Genomic DNA, 14755 nt, shown 5'->3' on the forward strand with positions numbered 1-14755 from the left:
AGACCCAAGAGGGTGCGGCAGCGCGAGAAGCGGCAAAAAGAGCAGGTATTTCGTTGAGGGCTGCTCTGCTGGGCAAGGGCTTTAACGAGGCAGAGTACCAGCGCGTCTTCAGATCGATGGAACAAGATCACTTGGATGCGCTGATGGTACCGGAGCCGACTCAATTGGCTTTGAACACGACGCCGATGCGAGTATCACTGGACCAGACGAGACGACAATCTCTGATGATACGGTCTGTTTCCAACATCATCTTGAACGTGGGAGCCATGTGCAGCTTCGTCGACAACTCGATCCCAGCACCGTCCTCCGAGATATTGAACACGCGGCAACGTCGGCTGCCGCCATCTCCGAAAATGTAGGCGGCTAAGTCGACCTCCGAACGATCGATCTTCCGGCGATCCGACATGATTATCCTTGAGTTGACGCGGCTGTCTCGGGTCGTTCATCGGCCGAAGCTATTTCAAGCAGTCTAAACTGCCTCGCGATCCGTGTTGCCAAGCCCGACGGCTCTTTGGCTAGCTCTCTCTCCTAGTCGGATACGTCGTGTCCGTCTCGCTCAAGGACCTCGATCGGGATTCTTTGGCTCTGAATATAAGTCACCCTGTGAGGCGGCTCCTCCTGAACTTATCGTTTACGATCTTGACGTACGATGACGCTCCGCAGCGCTTTTGCTGGCATGAATCGATGTCCAACAATCGACAAGAGATCCGCCCGTGGTCACCCGAAGAAGAAGCGCGACTGCTTGCGCTACACGATGAGGGCATGACTTCGACCGAGCTCGGCGAGCGCTTGGGTCGCAGTCGCCTGGCCGTCTACGGTCGGTTACAACGTTTCCGCAAGCAGCGAGGGCGAACAAGCCGAAGGAGCGGACACGCCTTCCCGCAATGGATCGGATAGCCGAGAGTCCTCCCCCACTCTCCCCATCTTCGTGTCCTTGACTGCAGCCGCAACGCGAGGTGACGCCCCGAACTTCGGTTTCGGATCAAAGGGGGCGGTTTGGCTATCGGGAGCAAACTTCCGGTCTGCCCCTATCAATCGACACGTAGTTGCACCGCGTCAACGGAAGCCATGGGCCATGTGTGGACGGCTCCGGGTTGGCAAGGAGAATCTTCACTTGCGGCGTTGGTCGGAGCAGCCATGTGTTCGGCCTTCTTGTGCGGTACTCATGACCGCTGGCCATAATGCCCTCCGCGGATCAGGTCCCGATCAAAAGCACGCATTCGAAGATGCCCTGGCCCATGTGGGTTGTCCTGATCGCCGGATCGACCGGCGCTGCATTAGTGCTGTTCGCCCTTTCCAACCGTTACGTTACAGCCGGATGACCGGCTGTGATCTGTTCACGCCGTGAGAGCGGCGGGTTCCTTGTAGGGTTCGTTCCTGGCCATCATCGCCCATGCCATCCTGGCGAGCTTATTGGCGAGTGCGATGGCTGCGACCTTGGTGGGGCGGCGTGCCAACAACGCAGTGAGCCAAGGCCGATGGCTCGTGCCATGGATCTTGGCATAGCGGATCACGGCGAGTGCGCCCGCTGTGAACAGGCTGCGCAAATAGCGATCGCCTTGCTTGCTGATACGGCCAAGCTTGTCCTTGCCCCCACTGGAGTTCTGCTTCGGCACGAGTCCGACCCAGGCCGAGAAGTCCCGCCCCGACCGGAAGGTTCCCGCATCGGCAACGCTTGCGACTAGCGCCGTTGCCAGTGCTGGACCGACGCCAGGGATCGCATCCAGTCGCCTGCTCGTCGCGTTTGATCGATGCCAGGCAATGATGCGCCTGTCGAACTCCAGGATCTGAGCCTTCAGTACCCGCAACTGACCGCCGAGAGCCGCAAGACACGCGCGGGCCACCTCCGGGACCCGGCGGTCAGCTGGATCGGCGACGACTTCCAACAGCTGTTCGACACCCCTGCGCCCGACGGGGGCAACAATCCCGAACTCGGCCAGATATTCACGGATCGAGTTGATGACAGCAGTCTGCTGGCGAATGAAGAGATGGCGTACGCGATGAAGCATCAGACAGCTCTGTTGCTCGTTCGTCTTGGTCGGCACGAACCGCATGTTGGGCCTTGTGACCGCCTCGCAAATAGCCTCCGCGTCGGTGCTGTCCTTCTTCTGCCGCTTGACGTAGGGCTTCACATAGGCCGGAGGCATCAGACGCACCGTATGCCCCAACGCCTGCAGCTCGCGGGACCAATGGTGCGATGAAGCGCAAGCCTCGATCCCAACTAGACACGGCGGCAACTTCTCAAAGAAGGACAGCACGAAGCGGCGCTTGAGCTGACGGCGTATGACCACCTGGCCGGCTGCATCGACCCCATGTACTTGAAAGACCGACTTCGCGATATCCAGACCAATTGTTGAAACTGACTGCATAGGTTGCTCCTCCGAATCGTGGGAGCCTTAAACGACGCCCAGTCTTTGGCACTCTCGTGCCCGTGGAGGAGCCGTCCACAGCATCAGAAGCGGGAATGCCAAAGAGCTCCCTGCTCAAGCCGCACCTCGCAAGAACCACGTTCACTCCCTTCAGGGCAGCAAAAAGCCCGCAACAATACGCGGGCTTTGGTCGCAGGACAGAAAATCGTTAGCTTTCGTCGTTCTGCCAAAAGCTCAGCGATGGTTTGACCACGACCACGAGGCCGGCAAGGGCGAGAAAGGCGACGGCGACGAACGTGATTGCGATCTCTTCCATGAAGTCTCCTGAGACGCCCTTGCGGAGGATGCAGGTGCGTTGCGGCGGGATCGTGGCTCCAAGGTGAACTTAGCGTGCCGTTTACCAACCATTGCGTGACCGCCACTCCCGTCAACCTAGGCCCGATTTCGCAGTTCTATTCGTCGACCCACCAGGTAAGCGACGGATAAATGACCAGCAAGCTGACGAGGGCCAGCGATCCGGCCAGTAGCGTCCCTATGATCAAAGCGCCTATCATGGATTATATTATAAGCGCATTAAATTTTAACGCAATTAAATTATTTAATTGGTTGTTTCCCCTTCGATGGACTGGAGTCCGCTGCGGCCAAAAGTGTCGGTCGGGCGCTCGGTTGCGAACTGCCGGGCTGCGCTATGAACAGACATATAGCTGCACCGCATTAACAGACGCCATGGACTACCAGCAGACGTCGCTTGCGGGCTGAATCAACGAGGTCGCGCACCGAGGCGCAGCCTCTGCCTTTACAGATTGAAGTACAACATAGAGACTAGAACCGTCGAAAATACACCTAGCCCTATTATGGCAACTTTAAAAACCAGGTCGGCTGCCAAGTGCACCTCCCTCAGTTTGCAAATCAGTTAGAAGCATACGCCTTACTTCCGCGCCTGCAATCCGGGAAGGAAAGCCATTCATCAATATGGGCGGCGATATCGCACGTGGGCCTTTCAAAAGGTCTTCACGTTCCGCACCCGGAGGCAGGTGCCCCGCCTTTTCCCTTGCCCCTAGCTTCCTCGAGGAGTCGTTGGCCTAGCGTCTTAACTGTTTGAACCGGTGGCGTTTCATAAACGTCCTCCCGATGTGATATCTGCTACTTAAACGCTCTCAGAGTCGCGCAGTGCGTTGCGGCTATCGCGTGTTGCGGCATAGACTTCTGAATACTTGCCGTCAAAAAGCAATCGAGATGACGCTGCGGCGTATTGATGTCGCCGGCATTGCGCCGGACTTTCAGGATGTAGCTGAAATCTACACGATCAATAACGCACGGGACTGGCAGCTAGATCCTTCTGCTGCGCTCGATATCGAGGCCCGCCTGCGATCGTACGGCTTCGATCAGCATGGAAGCCTATGTTCAAGCGCGCGATATCCTCGTGCCGTTTGAATCGCCCCTGAACGGAGCACAGTTTCCACGCCTAATGATGCTGAAGGAGATTAACAACTTTCGGCGCTCAAAAATGGCTGATCTTGCCAATGCTGCGGAGCGCAAAGGTTGGCCAAGCGGCGTCAAGCTCTAGCGAAAAGGTTCTTGCTGATGAGACCTTGCCTCGACGTTAGCTTCATCCGGCAACGATTTATGGTCCAGATTGCCCAGCGCACTGCTCCACAATTGAGCATGAGTTGCCTCACAATTGTCATAGCACCTCCATTGCAACGCAATATAGTTCGTTCAAGCAATCAGGAATGATCAGGCGAATTTCAATGATCAGACATGCTCTCCGCATGCTGGCCACAATGTATTGCGTTTGCAGCCAGCCAGCCTATTCAAACTACAAATCTCAAGCAGTGGCTCCGCCACTTTCATTCTCACAATTCTGCGTCCAATATCCGGAGGACTGCCAACGCCACGACGATTGCAGAATCAGAGATTTCCGCTCCTCGATTCAGCGTTGGCGAGAGCTCGCTGAAATCAATTCGACGGTGAATTTCGGCATAGCTCCAAAGGATCTGCTCGCAAGCCGACGTGACGCGGAATGGCAGATATTTCCCTCCCAGGGCAATTGCGGCGACTACGCCGTTACCAAGCGCCATCTATTACTTCGATCGGGTTGGCCCAGTTCGGTTCTTCTTCTCGCAGAAGTGGTAATCCGAGCAACCGGAGAGCACCACCTTGTACTGCTCGTGCGTGAGGGAAGAGCGGTCCTTGTACTCGATAACCTAAGTCCAGTGGTCACGCCGCTCGTGGATGCCTTAGACCGATACATCCTGGTGCGGGCGGAATCGGAAACTGATCCACGGTATTGGACGCGCCAAGTTGGTGTCTTCTAGGACGTTCGAAGAATACGGCTCGCGAGTATCCTCCTCGTTGGCAAGGAAGCTCAGAGTAACCATAATGGGGATCCCGGAGCATCCAGACGGGACAGAGCAGGCCGTTAATCTAAGGCTTGATTTTTGCTCGGCTTCACCCTCCCTAGTGAAGCCAATTTCGTGTAAGCACAAATCTTCATTATGGGATTGATATGACAAAGAAACGAGCACTTATCACCGGCGTCACCGGCCAGGACGGCGCCTATTTGGCTGAACTTCTTTTGCAGAAGGGGTACGAGGTCCACGGCATCAAGCGTCGAACCTCCCTCTTCAATACGGACCGCATTGACCATCTGTATCTCGATCCACACGAGCCCAATCCGCCCTTCCGGCTTCACTATGGCGATCTCACGGATTCCTCGAGCTTGATCCGTATCGTCGGCCAAGTGCAGCCAGACGAGATCTACAATCTCGCAGCGCAGAGCCATGTTGCGGTTTCGTTCGAGGAACCCGAGTACACGGCGAATTCCGACGGCCTTGGCACGTTGCGGATCCTTGAGGCGATGCGCATTACAGGCTTGGAGAGGAAGGCGCGCTTCTACCAGGCCTCAACGTCTGAACTCTATGGTTTGGTTCAGGAGATCCCCCAAAAGGAGACCACGCCTTTTTATCCGCGCTCACCATATGCGGTCGCCAAGCTCTACGCCTATTGGATCACGGTCAATTACCGTGAAGCCTACGGCATGTATGCCTGCAATGGCATTCTGTTTAACCACGAATCTCCTGTCCGCGGCGAGACCTTCGTGACCCGAAAGATTACGCGCGCACTGGCACGGATCCATTTGGGCCTGCAAGAGCGGCTCTATCTCGGAAACCTCGATGCGTTGCGCGATTGGGGACATGCGCGCGATTATGTTGAGATGCAGTGGCTGATGCTGCAGCAGGAAAAGCCGGAAGATTTCGTCATCGCAACGGGCGTTCAACATTCGGTGCGAGACTTCGTCAACGTCGCGGCGAGCGAAGTCGGCATGAAGATCGGATGGGAAGGGTCCGGCGTCGACGAGAAGGGCTACAATGTGGCAAGCGGAACATGCGTGGTCTCGGTTGATCCGCGTTATTTCCGGCCGACTGAAGTCGCCACTTTGCTTGGAGATCCGTCCAAGGCGAAGGAAAAGCTTGGCTGGCAGCCGGTAACCTCTTTCGAGAGTCTTGTGCGCGAGATGATGAAAGAAGACCTTGAATCTGCGAAGCGAGATGAACTCATCAAGCAGCACGGCTTTAGGTATTTCCCACGCCATGAATAAGCAATAATAGAAAGAAGCGGCGGTCACCCTTGTGACCGCCGCTTGCGAGCCTGCCAACCGATTGCCTAGAATTCTACTCGAACCGACCCAGCGCGGAACAAGAGCGCCAATCTTGGAGAGCGCTCACAAGATCGAACCTCCTTACAAAACCAGCTTCTTGAAGTTTTCGCGGCACGATGTTTGTCGATCGAAACAACTTCATCACGCGAGCTCGATTAACGGAAGTCTTGATGCCGATCTTCGAAAGCATCTCAAAGAGAAGTCCTGCAAGAAGGATCAGCTGCAACGGTATCGTACCGACGGGCTTAGGTAAGTGCGCCGCATCGCGAAATGCGGCACAAATTTTTTCAGTCGTAATCGGTTCATCAAATGCAAAATTGTAAGTAACAAGCTTCTCATCACTCCTTAGAGCGAATTCGAACGATGCAACGAGGTCTTTGACGTAGCCACACGCCTTCTTCGTATCCCGTCTACCGGGATAGAAAAATGCTCTCCTTTCTAGAGTCCTAGCTAGTCGCGTAAAATTACCTCGTTCCTGAAAGCCAAAAACGACAGCAGGTCGAACAATGACAAGCTTCCGATTGGCGCTCTCGCGTTGCCATACTTCGTGTACCCGCTCAGCCAAGAGCTTCGATTTGCCATAGGCGCTCTCGGGATTCGGTTGGCACAACTCCGAGACTTCCTCTTCACTCGGTCCGTATATCGATATCGAGCTCGTGAAAAGCAAAGCGCTGACACCAGTCCGACGGGCATAATCGGTTACATTCAAGGCGCCAGTAACATTCGTCCAATAATACTCCCAATCGTCGTGACCTGGGGTAACGTGCACGGCCGCCAGATTATAGATATCCGTCACGTCAGGAATGAACTCAGGAGGAATCGGATGTCGAACGTCACAATGGACATACTCGACGCCAACCGTCTCGAATCTTTGATGGGGCGCGATATCGGCGCTTACCACCCTCGAATAGTCACCAGACTCAATGAGGGCTCGAACTAGATGCGACCCAATAAATCCGTGTCCTCCGAAAACAACAGCAATTCGTTTATCAACTTTCATAACCCACCTTCTAAGGTCATGCCTGTTCAATCACCGATAAGTATTGACGCATAATAGCCTGCTTGTTCATGCAATTGGCCACGAAGGACTGACCGTTTTGTCCCTTTGCTTCCAATTCCTCCTTGCTGTCGATGAGAGTAACGACTCTCTCAAACAATGCGGTTTCATCGCCAGGAGAAACGCATATCCCTGCATTGGAACGTTCGGTCAAAACATCCAAGGGGCTGCTTGGCTCTGCGATACAGACATAAGGACGCCCAGCCGCCATGATCGAAAATAGCTTCGACGGCAACGCATAATTGGCAACATCAAGCGCTTGCGGGACCATATGGAGGCTAGCCGCCTGCAAGCTTTCCGTGAACTTCTCGCTGCTTGCCAGCGGCAGAAAGATCGCATCAGCAATGCCGGCGTCTTGAAACAGGCGAGCAATGCGATGCTTTTCCGAGCCGTCTCCCTGCATGACCACTCTCACGTCACCACGCTCAACCGACAGCCGCTTGATCAAAGGCAAAAGCTGATCGAGGTTCTGCTTTTTTCCAAAATTTCCAGAGTACATCAAAACCGGCGGCGAATGCGGCATCGGCGCCTCCCGCGAGGGAGTCGCCCAAATTGAAATGACAGAAATCGGCTTCTTACAGCCAAGCTTCTGAAGTTCACTTTTCATGCCGTCGGTCAAGACAACGATCTGGTCGGACCGATTGAGCGCGAATCGCTCGACCACCTGCATTAGCGAAATCAATAACGGACTGGTGGCGATCTTGAGAGAACGAGCCAAACCACTCTCAATATCGTGCACAACCGTAACGATCTTTGCTCCTGAAAGCAGCTTGATTACTAACGCTCCGAACACCGTTAGAATGCTGGGCACGTAAGCGACCACTATGTCAGTCGCTCTAAATTGGCGGCGAACAGCCCGGCTGAGCACGGCAAACAGAAAGCGAATGTCGTTCTTTACTCGCTCTTTGAAGCCTCCCGCACCTCGCTCGCTTACAGGAATGCGAGATATTTTTATCTCGTGCAGGCTCTCCTCATCCCGCCGACCGTCAAGCCAGCCGCCGAACTTTTCAACTGTTGGGTAGTGTGGGCGGAAAGCGACCACACGAACTTGAAATCCATGTTCCTGGAGCCAAATCGCAAGCTCCGTGCAATATGGCGCAGATCCGATCTCTTCAGGCCAAAAATACGGGGAAAGATAGAGGATATTCTTGATCACTTGCATATCTCTTCTGAACGGGCAGAGCTCTAAGCTTGGACGCCAACACGCATGTTCCGTCCACCCATCTCGAGAAAATCTGCATAGGCAACAGCCAGCCCAACCGACAAGGGCGTCTTTGGCGCCCACCCAAGTTCGCGAACGCGGGAACTGTCGAGGAGCTTGCGCGGCGTGCCGTCGGGCTTGGACGCATCGAAAATCAATTTACCTTCGTAGCCGACAACATCAGCTACAGCCGCTGCGAAGTCTGCGATCGACAACTCGTCTCCGCTCCCGACGTTTATCGGCAGGTCACTCGAATAATTCTTCAGAAGAAAAACGCACGCGTCCGCAAAGTCTTCGACGTTGAGAAATTCACGAAGCGGCGTACCGGTGCCCCATACGGCGACACTGGGTGCTTTTGCGAGCTTGGCTTCGTGGAAGCGCCGGATCAGTGCCGCCGGAACGTGACTATGATCCGGATGATAATTGTCGCCACGGCCATAGAGATTGGTCGGCATCACCGAAATGAAGTCATCGCCATATTGCCGACGAAAGGCTTGGCACATCTTGAGGCCGGCGATCTTCGCGATAGCGTACCACTCGTTGGTCGGCTCAAGCGGCCCAGTCAGTAATTCGCTTTCGGCGATCGGCTGCTTGGCGTGTTTGGGATAGATGCAGGACGAGCCGAGGAACAGTAGGCGCTGTACGCCAACCATGTGACTTGCGCGGATCACGCTCAATTCCAGCGCCAGGTTGTCGCAGAGAAAATCGACCGGGAGATTGTTGTTGGCTGCGATACCGCCAACCTTTGCGGCGGCGTGAACCACCACCTCTGGACGATTGGCCTCGAGCCATTTCAGCGTTGGCTCTTCCCTTGTGAGGTCCAGCTCACGCCGGTCGGCCGTCAGGACAATGCAGTTCTCTGACGCAAGCCTGCGGACGACGGCTGATCCGACCATGCCGCGGTGACCCGCGACGAAGACACGTTTGCCCGTGAGATCGTAGGTTGAAACCCCTGCCATCGTATCCTCTACCAGCGTCCGGCTTGGCCGGATCATCCGGCGGCCGCCGCACTACGCAATCACGCTGCCGATGCAGCCCCGGCAATCTGGTAACACAATCTTCACCATGCGACAGCCTGTCCCGGTCTGACAAAGATATTCATGGTGAACCTGCGCCGCGCGCACAAAAGGTCAGCACACAATGAAACAAAAACGAGCAAGGCAGCCGCATCGGCTGTGCGGCTGCCTTTAGACATCATCGAAAAACGGCAGACGCCGCCTGTTAGGTAATCCTCAGTACGCCCGGCGCAGGACAGGACCGAGAGGCGCGCAGACCCGATCCATATACCAGCCATAGGGCGTCTCGACCCGCACCAGCGGGCAACGGCGCCACGGCGCATACCGATACGGATAAGGCTGCGCCCAGAAGGTAATAGGCGTCACCTGGCCCTCACCCGTAAGCAAGGCCGCAGGTGCCGGCATCTGCATCGCCGCGCTCGCTCCGCTCGCCGCGGAAAAGCTAACAGTTGCGGCCAAAAGACCCGCTCGCATCAACGTCTTAAACATCCCAAAAAGCTCCTTGCCCCTGCGGATTTGATCCCCGAGTCGCTTGTCAGCCCCCAGCCGACCAACGTCACGATGCATAAGCCACTCCGCGATTGGCCCAAATAGTGAACCGACTGTACCAAGGCCACCGGCGGAAATGCAACTCATGCCGGGCGGCCGACGGACTTTCGGAACGACATGGCGCACGGGTGTGGCTTATTGGTCCTATTTCTCCCCACTCCAGGCGCCTGGGGCAGCGAGGTCCGGTGAACGGCGGTACACATCCCGAAGGAACTGGTAGTTGACCGTCTGAGCCAGCGGCACGTCTTCCTCACCTAGCTTGGCGAAGAGGAGGATGTCCCGAAGCGTCCGCCAGCGGCTTTCGTCGTAGTCGCCGATACGCCCGCCTGTCGGCAATACCAGCGGGCGCTGCTGCTGCAACTCGAATCTCAGCCGCTCGGAATTCAGCTTGGCCGGGCCGGCGCCACCGAGAACGGGCACGCTCCGTGCATAGTCCGCGTAGGCAAACTGCCATCCTCGAATGAGGCCCTGAAGGACATCGGCGATCACGGACGGCTGGTCATGGATGAGATCATTGCTCGCGAAATAGACCTGGCCTGGGACATGGATGCCGTAGTCCTGCGGCTTGATCACGTTCAGCTTTGCGAAAGTCGGACTGGAGGGATCGGGTTGCTCGTCGATGGCGGCAATGATCGCATCCGCTTCTCCGGCCCGGAGAGCATTGAAGCTGTCGCGGTCCGGGACCTTGATGATTTGGCTGCGGGGAAGTCCGAGCTGCGCCATCATGGCATCAAAGACGACCTCTCCCTCACTCGCTCTGCGATACCCGACCCGTTTCCCGACCAGGTCAACCGGCCGCCGCAACCCCGAGCTTTCGAGCGTGAAGATCGCGACCGAGGTATCGAGGAAGCTCGCCGCGAAGGCGGTGACGGGGACGCCGCGCCAGCTCGCCAGCAGAAACTTCTGGCCACTCGTCACGCCGATAGCATGTTGGCGTGCAATCGTCTGGACGAAGTCAAGGGCGGGTTGGGCCGCCAACTCAATGCGGGAGGAGAAATATCCTTCATTCGATGCAGCGAGTTCGCCAGCAAACCTCGCGCCGTACGGCCCATCGAGGAGGAGCTTGACCGCGACGGGCTCGGAACTCATCGGAGCTCGGACGGGGGTTGCGTCGGGGCGAATAAGGATAAGCACGGTCCCCAACAAGGCCACAACAGCAAGGCCAATGGCGAGGTAGCGCTTTCCTCTCGGCCGGGCCCGCCGCCGGGACTGGGTTCGAGGCAACGAGGTCTTCCTAACGGGTTGTGAAATTTAACATATCAGTCGAGGCGAGATGGACTACAATGCAGCTTGTGGGGTAAGGTTAATTTTTCCTTCGCCTTGTTTTAACAGCGACTTTGACCGATAGCACGGCTTGTTCGGATAATGAATTTTGAGTCAGTGGGTTTGGCAGGATGACGATTCTTTCCACTCGACCAGTACCGGTGGCTGATTCTGCGACGGACATTCGTGTGGTCGAGCCAGCGGTTGCGGCGCCTACAAGTTTTACGCCGAGCTGGATGCGCCCTGTGGTTGTGGAGCGTCTGGTGGGCATGGTCGATGCGGCACTGATCGTGGTCAGCGGGATGGGCTGCGCGGCCGGTTATCTCCTCGCGAGCGCGGGGGTCGTCGGCAAGGCCGACGTCTATGCCGGGGCGAGCGTTCTAGTCGCCATCAACTTCATCCTGCTGACGACGGTGCAGCACGGCTATCGCCTGAAGGCCATCACCAACCTGCCGCGCACGTTCCGGACGACGCTGGCGACGTGGACAGGCTTGTTCGGCGCGCTGCTGGCGATCGCCTTCACGATGAAGATCAGCGAGGGGTTCTCCCGCGGCGCCGCGATCTCGTTCTATCTTGTCGGCCTCACCCTCCTCCTCGCCTGGAAGACGGCCGCCGCGCGCTGGACGGCGCGGGCCCTGCGCACCGGCGCCTTCGCCAACGGACGGGCGATCATGATCGCCGAGTTCGGCCTTGCGGCCTCCTCCAACGCGATCGACGACCTCGCCCAGCACGGCTACCGCCTGATGCGCGTGATGGAGATCCCCGCGAAAGACCTCGCCTCGCCGCTGCTGTTGTCCTCGCAGGCGCCCCGCTTCGAGGAGATGATCACCTATGCGCGCGAGAACCGGATCGAGCACGTTTTCCTGCTGATGAACTGGAGCCGGCAACACGCGATCGACAGCATTCTGGACGCCCTGAAGATCCTGCCGCTCCCGGTGCATCTCGTGCCGGACGCCAACACGGCGCGCTTCCTGCGCTATCCGCTTGAAGGCACCGGCAACACCTTCACCGCCGAGCTTCGCCGCGCGCCGCTGTCCTGGAACGAGCGCGCGCTGAAGCGCGCGCTGGACCTCGTCGGCGCCAGTCTTGCGTTTTTCGTGTTCGCGCCGGTGATGCTGGTGACCGCGATCCTGATCAAGCTGAGCTCGAAGGGACCGGTGCTTTTCCGCCAGACCCGCCACGGCTTTGGCGGTCGCGCGTTCAAGATCTTCAAGTTCCGCACCATGCGCGTGCTGGAGGACGGCCCGACGATTCGGCAGGCGGAGAAGAACGACCCGCGCGTCACGCCGATCGGCAAATGGCTGCGCAAGACCTCGATCGACGAGCTGCCGCAGCTCTTCAACGTGCTCAAGGGCGAGATGTCGCTGGTCGGCCCGCGCCCGCACGCGGCCGCCCACAACACCGAATATGAGCAGATCATCGGCAACTACGCCTTCCGCCACCACGTCAAGCCCGGCATCACCGGCTGGGCTCAGGTTAATGGTTATCGCGGAGAAACCCGCACGCTCGACCTGATGCAGAAGCGCGTGGAGCATGACCTGTGGTACATCAACAACTGGAGCACGGCGCTGGACATCAGGATCCTATTAAGAACTTTGATGGTCAGTTTTGCCCGCCCAAACGCATATTGAGTTGAGATGTTGATGGCCGACAACGTGCGACCGAGGTTTCAGGACCTCTCGCAATCCAAAGCGCCCCCCGGATTCAGAGGTAGATCCGGTCTGACCGTCTTGTTGTGGCAGACGGTTCAGCAAACCTTGTTTGCTTGGTCGCCCCAGCCTGCATACGGTTGGCGCCGCATGCTGTTGCGACTTTTCGGAGCCAAGGTTGGCAAGGGCGTGCTCATAAGGCCAACTGTGCGAGTGACCTATCCGTGGAAAGTGAGGTTAGGAGACCATTGCTGGATTGGCGACAACGCTGAACTCTACAGCTTGGGTCCCATCACTATCGGGCAACACGCGGTCGTCTCTCAACGCTCGTATGTCTGCGCAGCCAGCCATGACTATAACGACATCAGTTTTCCGTTGGTCGCAAAAGCTGTCGCAATTGACCGCGAAGCCTGGGTCGCTGCAGATTGTTTCATTGCGCCCGGCGTAACGATCGGAGCCGGGGCGATAGTTGGCGCACGTAGCACCGTCTTAAAGGATGTGCTCCCTTCTGCGATCATGGCGGGGAGTCCTTTGAAAAAGATCGGAGACAGGCTTCCACCTGCAACGCGATCGACAACAGCGAATTACGCGGCGGGTTAAAGCATGAAGTCAGCCTTGTTTGTTAGCTTCGCACCGAGGCACTCCTCGCACGTCCGTCGAATGCAAGATGCCGCGGCAAGCGAATGCTCGATCGAAGAATACATAACCGAGATCGACAAGACACGCCGGTCGCTATTAGTGCGGATAGCCTCACTAGACTATCTAAGATTGTTTATGTTCCTCATGCGGTCAAATCATGCAATCTGGTGGCTTTGGGGGGCCGATGCTTGCTTTGTTGGATCTTTAGCGAAACTGTTCAGGCCCGCGAAACGTCTCATCTGGGACGTCTCTGATATTAATCCGCACCTTCTTAGGCATAAGTTCATCTCACCAGCACTGCGCGCTGTTGAGGCTCTCCTTTTGAAGCAAGCAGACCGCTTACTGCTTACCTCCCCCGAATTCTACAGCAAGCATTTTTCTGGAAAGATTGATTCTAACAAAGTTGTAGTTGTTGAGAATTATCTCACGACTGACATGCACCAAGAAAACAAGCAGCCAGTCACCGCCCCCCCCCCGCTGAAGATAGTGTACGCTGGAATCTTCAGGTCAGAGCGGGTTCTCGAGATTATTGCGACTGTCGCGGAAGAACTTCGCATTGAAGCCGAGTTTAGCCTCTACGGGTACGCGAGCAAGGATATCGATCAGAGATTGCTGTCTCGCCTCAGCTTGCTCCCAAATGTGCAATTAAAAGGAACATTCACGCACTTGGAAATTCCCGAAATTTGTCATACTCATCACCTGATCTTGGGATTGCTCGATCCACATGCCGATGAAAATGAGCAATGGCTTCTTCCAAATCGCATTTATCATGCGGGCGCCTTCCGAAGGCCGATCCTTACAAACGAGGGCACTTACACCTCCGAAGTTGTTAAAGAACGCAGGCTTGGCCTAGTTTGTAGCTTCTCGCCTGCAGGGGTAGCCGAAGCTATCCGAAACCTGCTCGCCGAAAATGGCCGTCTCTATCACGATCTTCAAGAGGCCATCCCGCAAGACGGATTGTATTTCTTGAAAGGACACTACAGCCAAGTTCTCGATGAGGTCGCGCGTGGTAAAAACTAGTCCTGTATTGCTATCCGCCCGAATGCAAAACGTCGCCCTAAAGACCTTCTCCGAAATTGGCCATAGACAATCGTACGAACAGGTACTAGCGGTCGCCCTTCGTGAGGTTGGGCTTCGGCTAAAGGCAGATCCAGCCAATACTATTGCCGACTTCTTCCCTATGCTTGACGACAATAAAGTCGCCTTCTGTTTGATGGCGATCCGGAACGCCGCAGCCGGAAGACCTACGGTCGGACTTTTTTTCGGCCGGCTGAATGCTTTCTCACAACGAGTTTCAAGTATCGTTTCAAACGGGCCCTATTCGCAGTTCTAAGGCGGCTCCCAAAGACGG

12 protein-coding genes are annotated in these 14755 nt (G+C 56.4%); 6 read left to right on the forward strand and 6 right to left on the reverse strand.

All coding sequences use genetic code 11. The features are described from left to right. Window positions 1-160: 160 nt before the first annotated feature. Both AB3L03_RS10090 and AB3L03_RS10095 read right to left on the reverse strand, forming a co-directional pair. Entirely contained in the window at window positions 161-406 is a 246-nt protein-coding gene (locus AB3L03_RS10090) for a PilZ domain-containing protein (RefSeq protein WP_368508507.1), read from the reverse strand. 931 nt (window positions 407-1337) lie between these two features. Continuing rightward, window positions 1338-2369 (reverse strand): IS110 family transposase, encoded by a 1032-nt coding sequence (locus tag AB3L03_RS10095; RefSeq protein ID WP_368508508.1) that lies wholly within the window; start codon window positions 2367-2369, stop codon window positions 1338-1340. A 1390-nt stretch (window positions 2370-3759) separates the two neighbouring features. Here AB3L03_RS10095 and AB3L03_RS10100 point away from each other — a divergent pair. The 3 genes from AB3L03_RS10100 (at window position 3760) to gmd (ending at window position 5970) form a co-directional block, all read left to right on the forward strand. Then, entirely contained in the window at window positions 3760-3936 is a 177-nt protein-coding gene (locus AB3L03_RS10100; protein WP_368508509.1) for a hypothetical protein, read from the forward strand. A gap of 217 nt (window positions 3937-4153) precedes the next feature. Then, window positions 4154-4687, forward strand: a complete 534-nt coding sequence (locus AB3L03_RS10105; protein ID WP_368509027.1) for a transglutaminase-like cysteine peptidase — start codon at window positions 4154-4156, stop codon at window positions 4685-4687. A 191-nt stretch (window positions 4688-4878) separates the two neighbouring features. Further along, on the forward strand, window positions 4879-5970 hold the full coding sequence (gmd, locus tag AB3L03_RS10110; RefSeq protein WP_368508510.1) for a GDP-mannose 4,6-dehydratase: 1092 nt from the start codon (window positions 4879-4881) through the stop codon (window positions 5968-5970). Between the two features lie 73 nt (window positions 5971-6043). Here gmd and AB3L03_RS10115 read toward each other — a convergent pair whose 3' ends face one another. The 4 genes from AB3L03_RS10115 to AB3L03_RS10130 all read right to left on the reverse strand — a co-directional run bounded on the left by AB3L03_RS10115 (window position 6044) and on the right by AB3L03_RS10130 (window position 10942). Continuing rightward, on the reverse strand, window positions 6044-7030 hold the full coding sequence (locus AB3L03_RS10115) for an NAD-dependent epimerase/dehydratase family protein (RefSeq protein ID WP_368508511.1): 987 nt from the start codon (window positions 7028-7030) through the stop codon (window positions 6044-6046). Between the two features lie 16 nt (window positions 7031-7046). Further along, the gene (locus AB3L03_RS10120; RefSeq protein WP_368508512.1) at window positions 7047-8243 is read right to left on the reverse strand and encodes a glycosyltransferase family 4 protein; all 1197 of its coding nucleotides are present in this window, start codon (window positions 8241-8243) and stop codon (window positions 7047-7049) included. Window positions 8244-8272: 29 nt separating this feature from the next. Further along, entirely contained in the window at window positions 8273-9247 is a 975-nt protein-coding gene (locus AB3L03_RS10125; protein ID WP_368508513.1) for a GDP-L-fucose synthase family protein, read from the reverse strand. A gap of 750 nt (window positions 9248-9997) precedes the next feature. Next, entirely contained in the window at window positions 9998-10942 is a 945-nt protein-coding gene (locus AB3L03_RS10130; RefSeq protein WP_368508514.1) for an ABC transporter substrate-binding protein, read from the reverse strand. Window positions 10943-11385: 443 nt separating this feature from the next. Between AB3L03_RS10130 and AB3L03_RS10135 the strand changes: the two genes are divergently transcribed. The 3 genes from AB3L03_RS10135 to AB3L03_RS10145 are packed head-to-tail and all read left to right on the forward strand — an operon-like array spanning window position 11386 to window position 14424. Beyond that, window positions 11386-12747 (forward strand): undecaprenyl-phosphate glucose phosphotransferase, encoded by a 1362-nt coding sequence (locus AB3L03_RS10135; protein WP_368509028.1) that lies wholly within the window; start codon window positions 11386-11388, stop codon window positions 12745-12747. Between the two features lie 12 nt (window positions 12748-12759). After that, complete coding sequence (locus tag AB3L03_RS10140) at window positions 12760-13365, forward strand: WcaF family extracellular polysaccharide biosynthesis acetyltransferase (RefSeq protein ID WP_368508515.1); 606 nt, start codon at window positions 12760-12762, stop codon at window positions 13363-13365. 3 nt (window positions 13366-13368) lie between these two features. After that, a complete protein-coding gene (locus AB3L03_RS10145; protein WP_368508516.1) occupies window positions 13369-14424 on the forward strand; it encodes a hypothetical protein in 1056 nt (351 codons plus the stop codon). Window positions 14425-14755 lie beyond the last annotated feature (331 nt).

Origin of the sequence: Bradyrhizobium lupini (genome assembly GCF_040939785.1) — a bacterium.
Classification (GTDB): domain Bacteria; phylum Pseudomonadota; class Alphaproteobacteria; order Rhizobiales; family Xanthobacteraceae; genus Bradyrhizobium; species Bradyrhizobium canariense_D.

What these genes read in the sequence shown, in the direction of transcription:
- AB3L03_RS10140 (WP_368508515.1), top strand. Translation starts at nt 12,760, where the DNA reads ATGGCCGACAACGTGCGACCGAGGTTTCAGGACCTCTCGCAATCCAAA.
- AB3L03_RS10090 (WP_368508507.1), bottom strand. Translation starts at nt 406, where the DNA reads ATGTCGGATCGCCGGAAGATCGATCGTTCGGAGGTCGACTTAGCCGCC.
- AB3L03_RS10095 (WP_368508508.1), bottom strand. Translation starts at nt 2,369, where the DNA reads ATGCAGTCAGTTTCAACAATTGGTCTGGATATCGCGAAGTCGGTCTTT.
- AB3L03_RS10115 (WP_368508511.1), bottom strand. Translation starts at nt 7,030, where the DNA reads ATGAAAGTTGATAAACGAATTGCTGTTGTTTTCGGAGGACACGGATTT.
- AB3L03_RS10105 (WP_368509027.1), top strand. Translation starts at nt 4,154, where the DNA reads ATGTATTGCGTTTGCAGCCAGCCAGCCTATTCAAACTACAAATCTCAA.
- AB3L03_RS10125 (WP_368508513.1), bottom strand. Translation starts at nt 9,247, where the DNA reads ATGGCAGGGGTTTCAACCTACGATCTCACGGGCAAACGTGTCTTCGTC.
- AB3L03_RS10130 (WP_368508514.1), bottom strand. Translation starts at nt 10,942, where the DNA reads ATGAGTTCCGAGCCCGTCGCGGTCAAGCTCCTCCTCGATGGGCCGTAC.
- AB3L03_RS10135 (WP_368509028.1), top strand. Translation starts at nt 11,386, where the DNA reads ATGGTCGATGCGGCACTGATCGTGGTCAGCGGGATGGGCTGCGCGGCC.
- AB3L03_RS10145 (WP_368508516.1), top strand. Translation starts at nt 13,369, where the DNA reads ATGAAGTCAGCCTTGTTTGTTAGCTTCGCACCGAGGCACTCCTCGCAC.
- gmd (WP_368508510.1), top strand. Translation starts at nt 4,879, where the DNA reads ATGACAAAGAAACGAGCACTTATCACCGGCGTCACCGGCCAGGACGGC.
- AB3L03_RS10100 (WP_368508509.1), top strand. Translation starts at nt 3,760, where the DNA reads ATGGAAGCCTATGTTCAAGCGCGCGATATCCTCGTGCCGTTTGAATCG.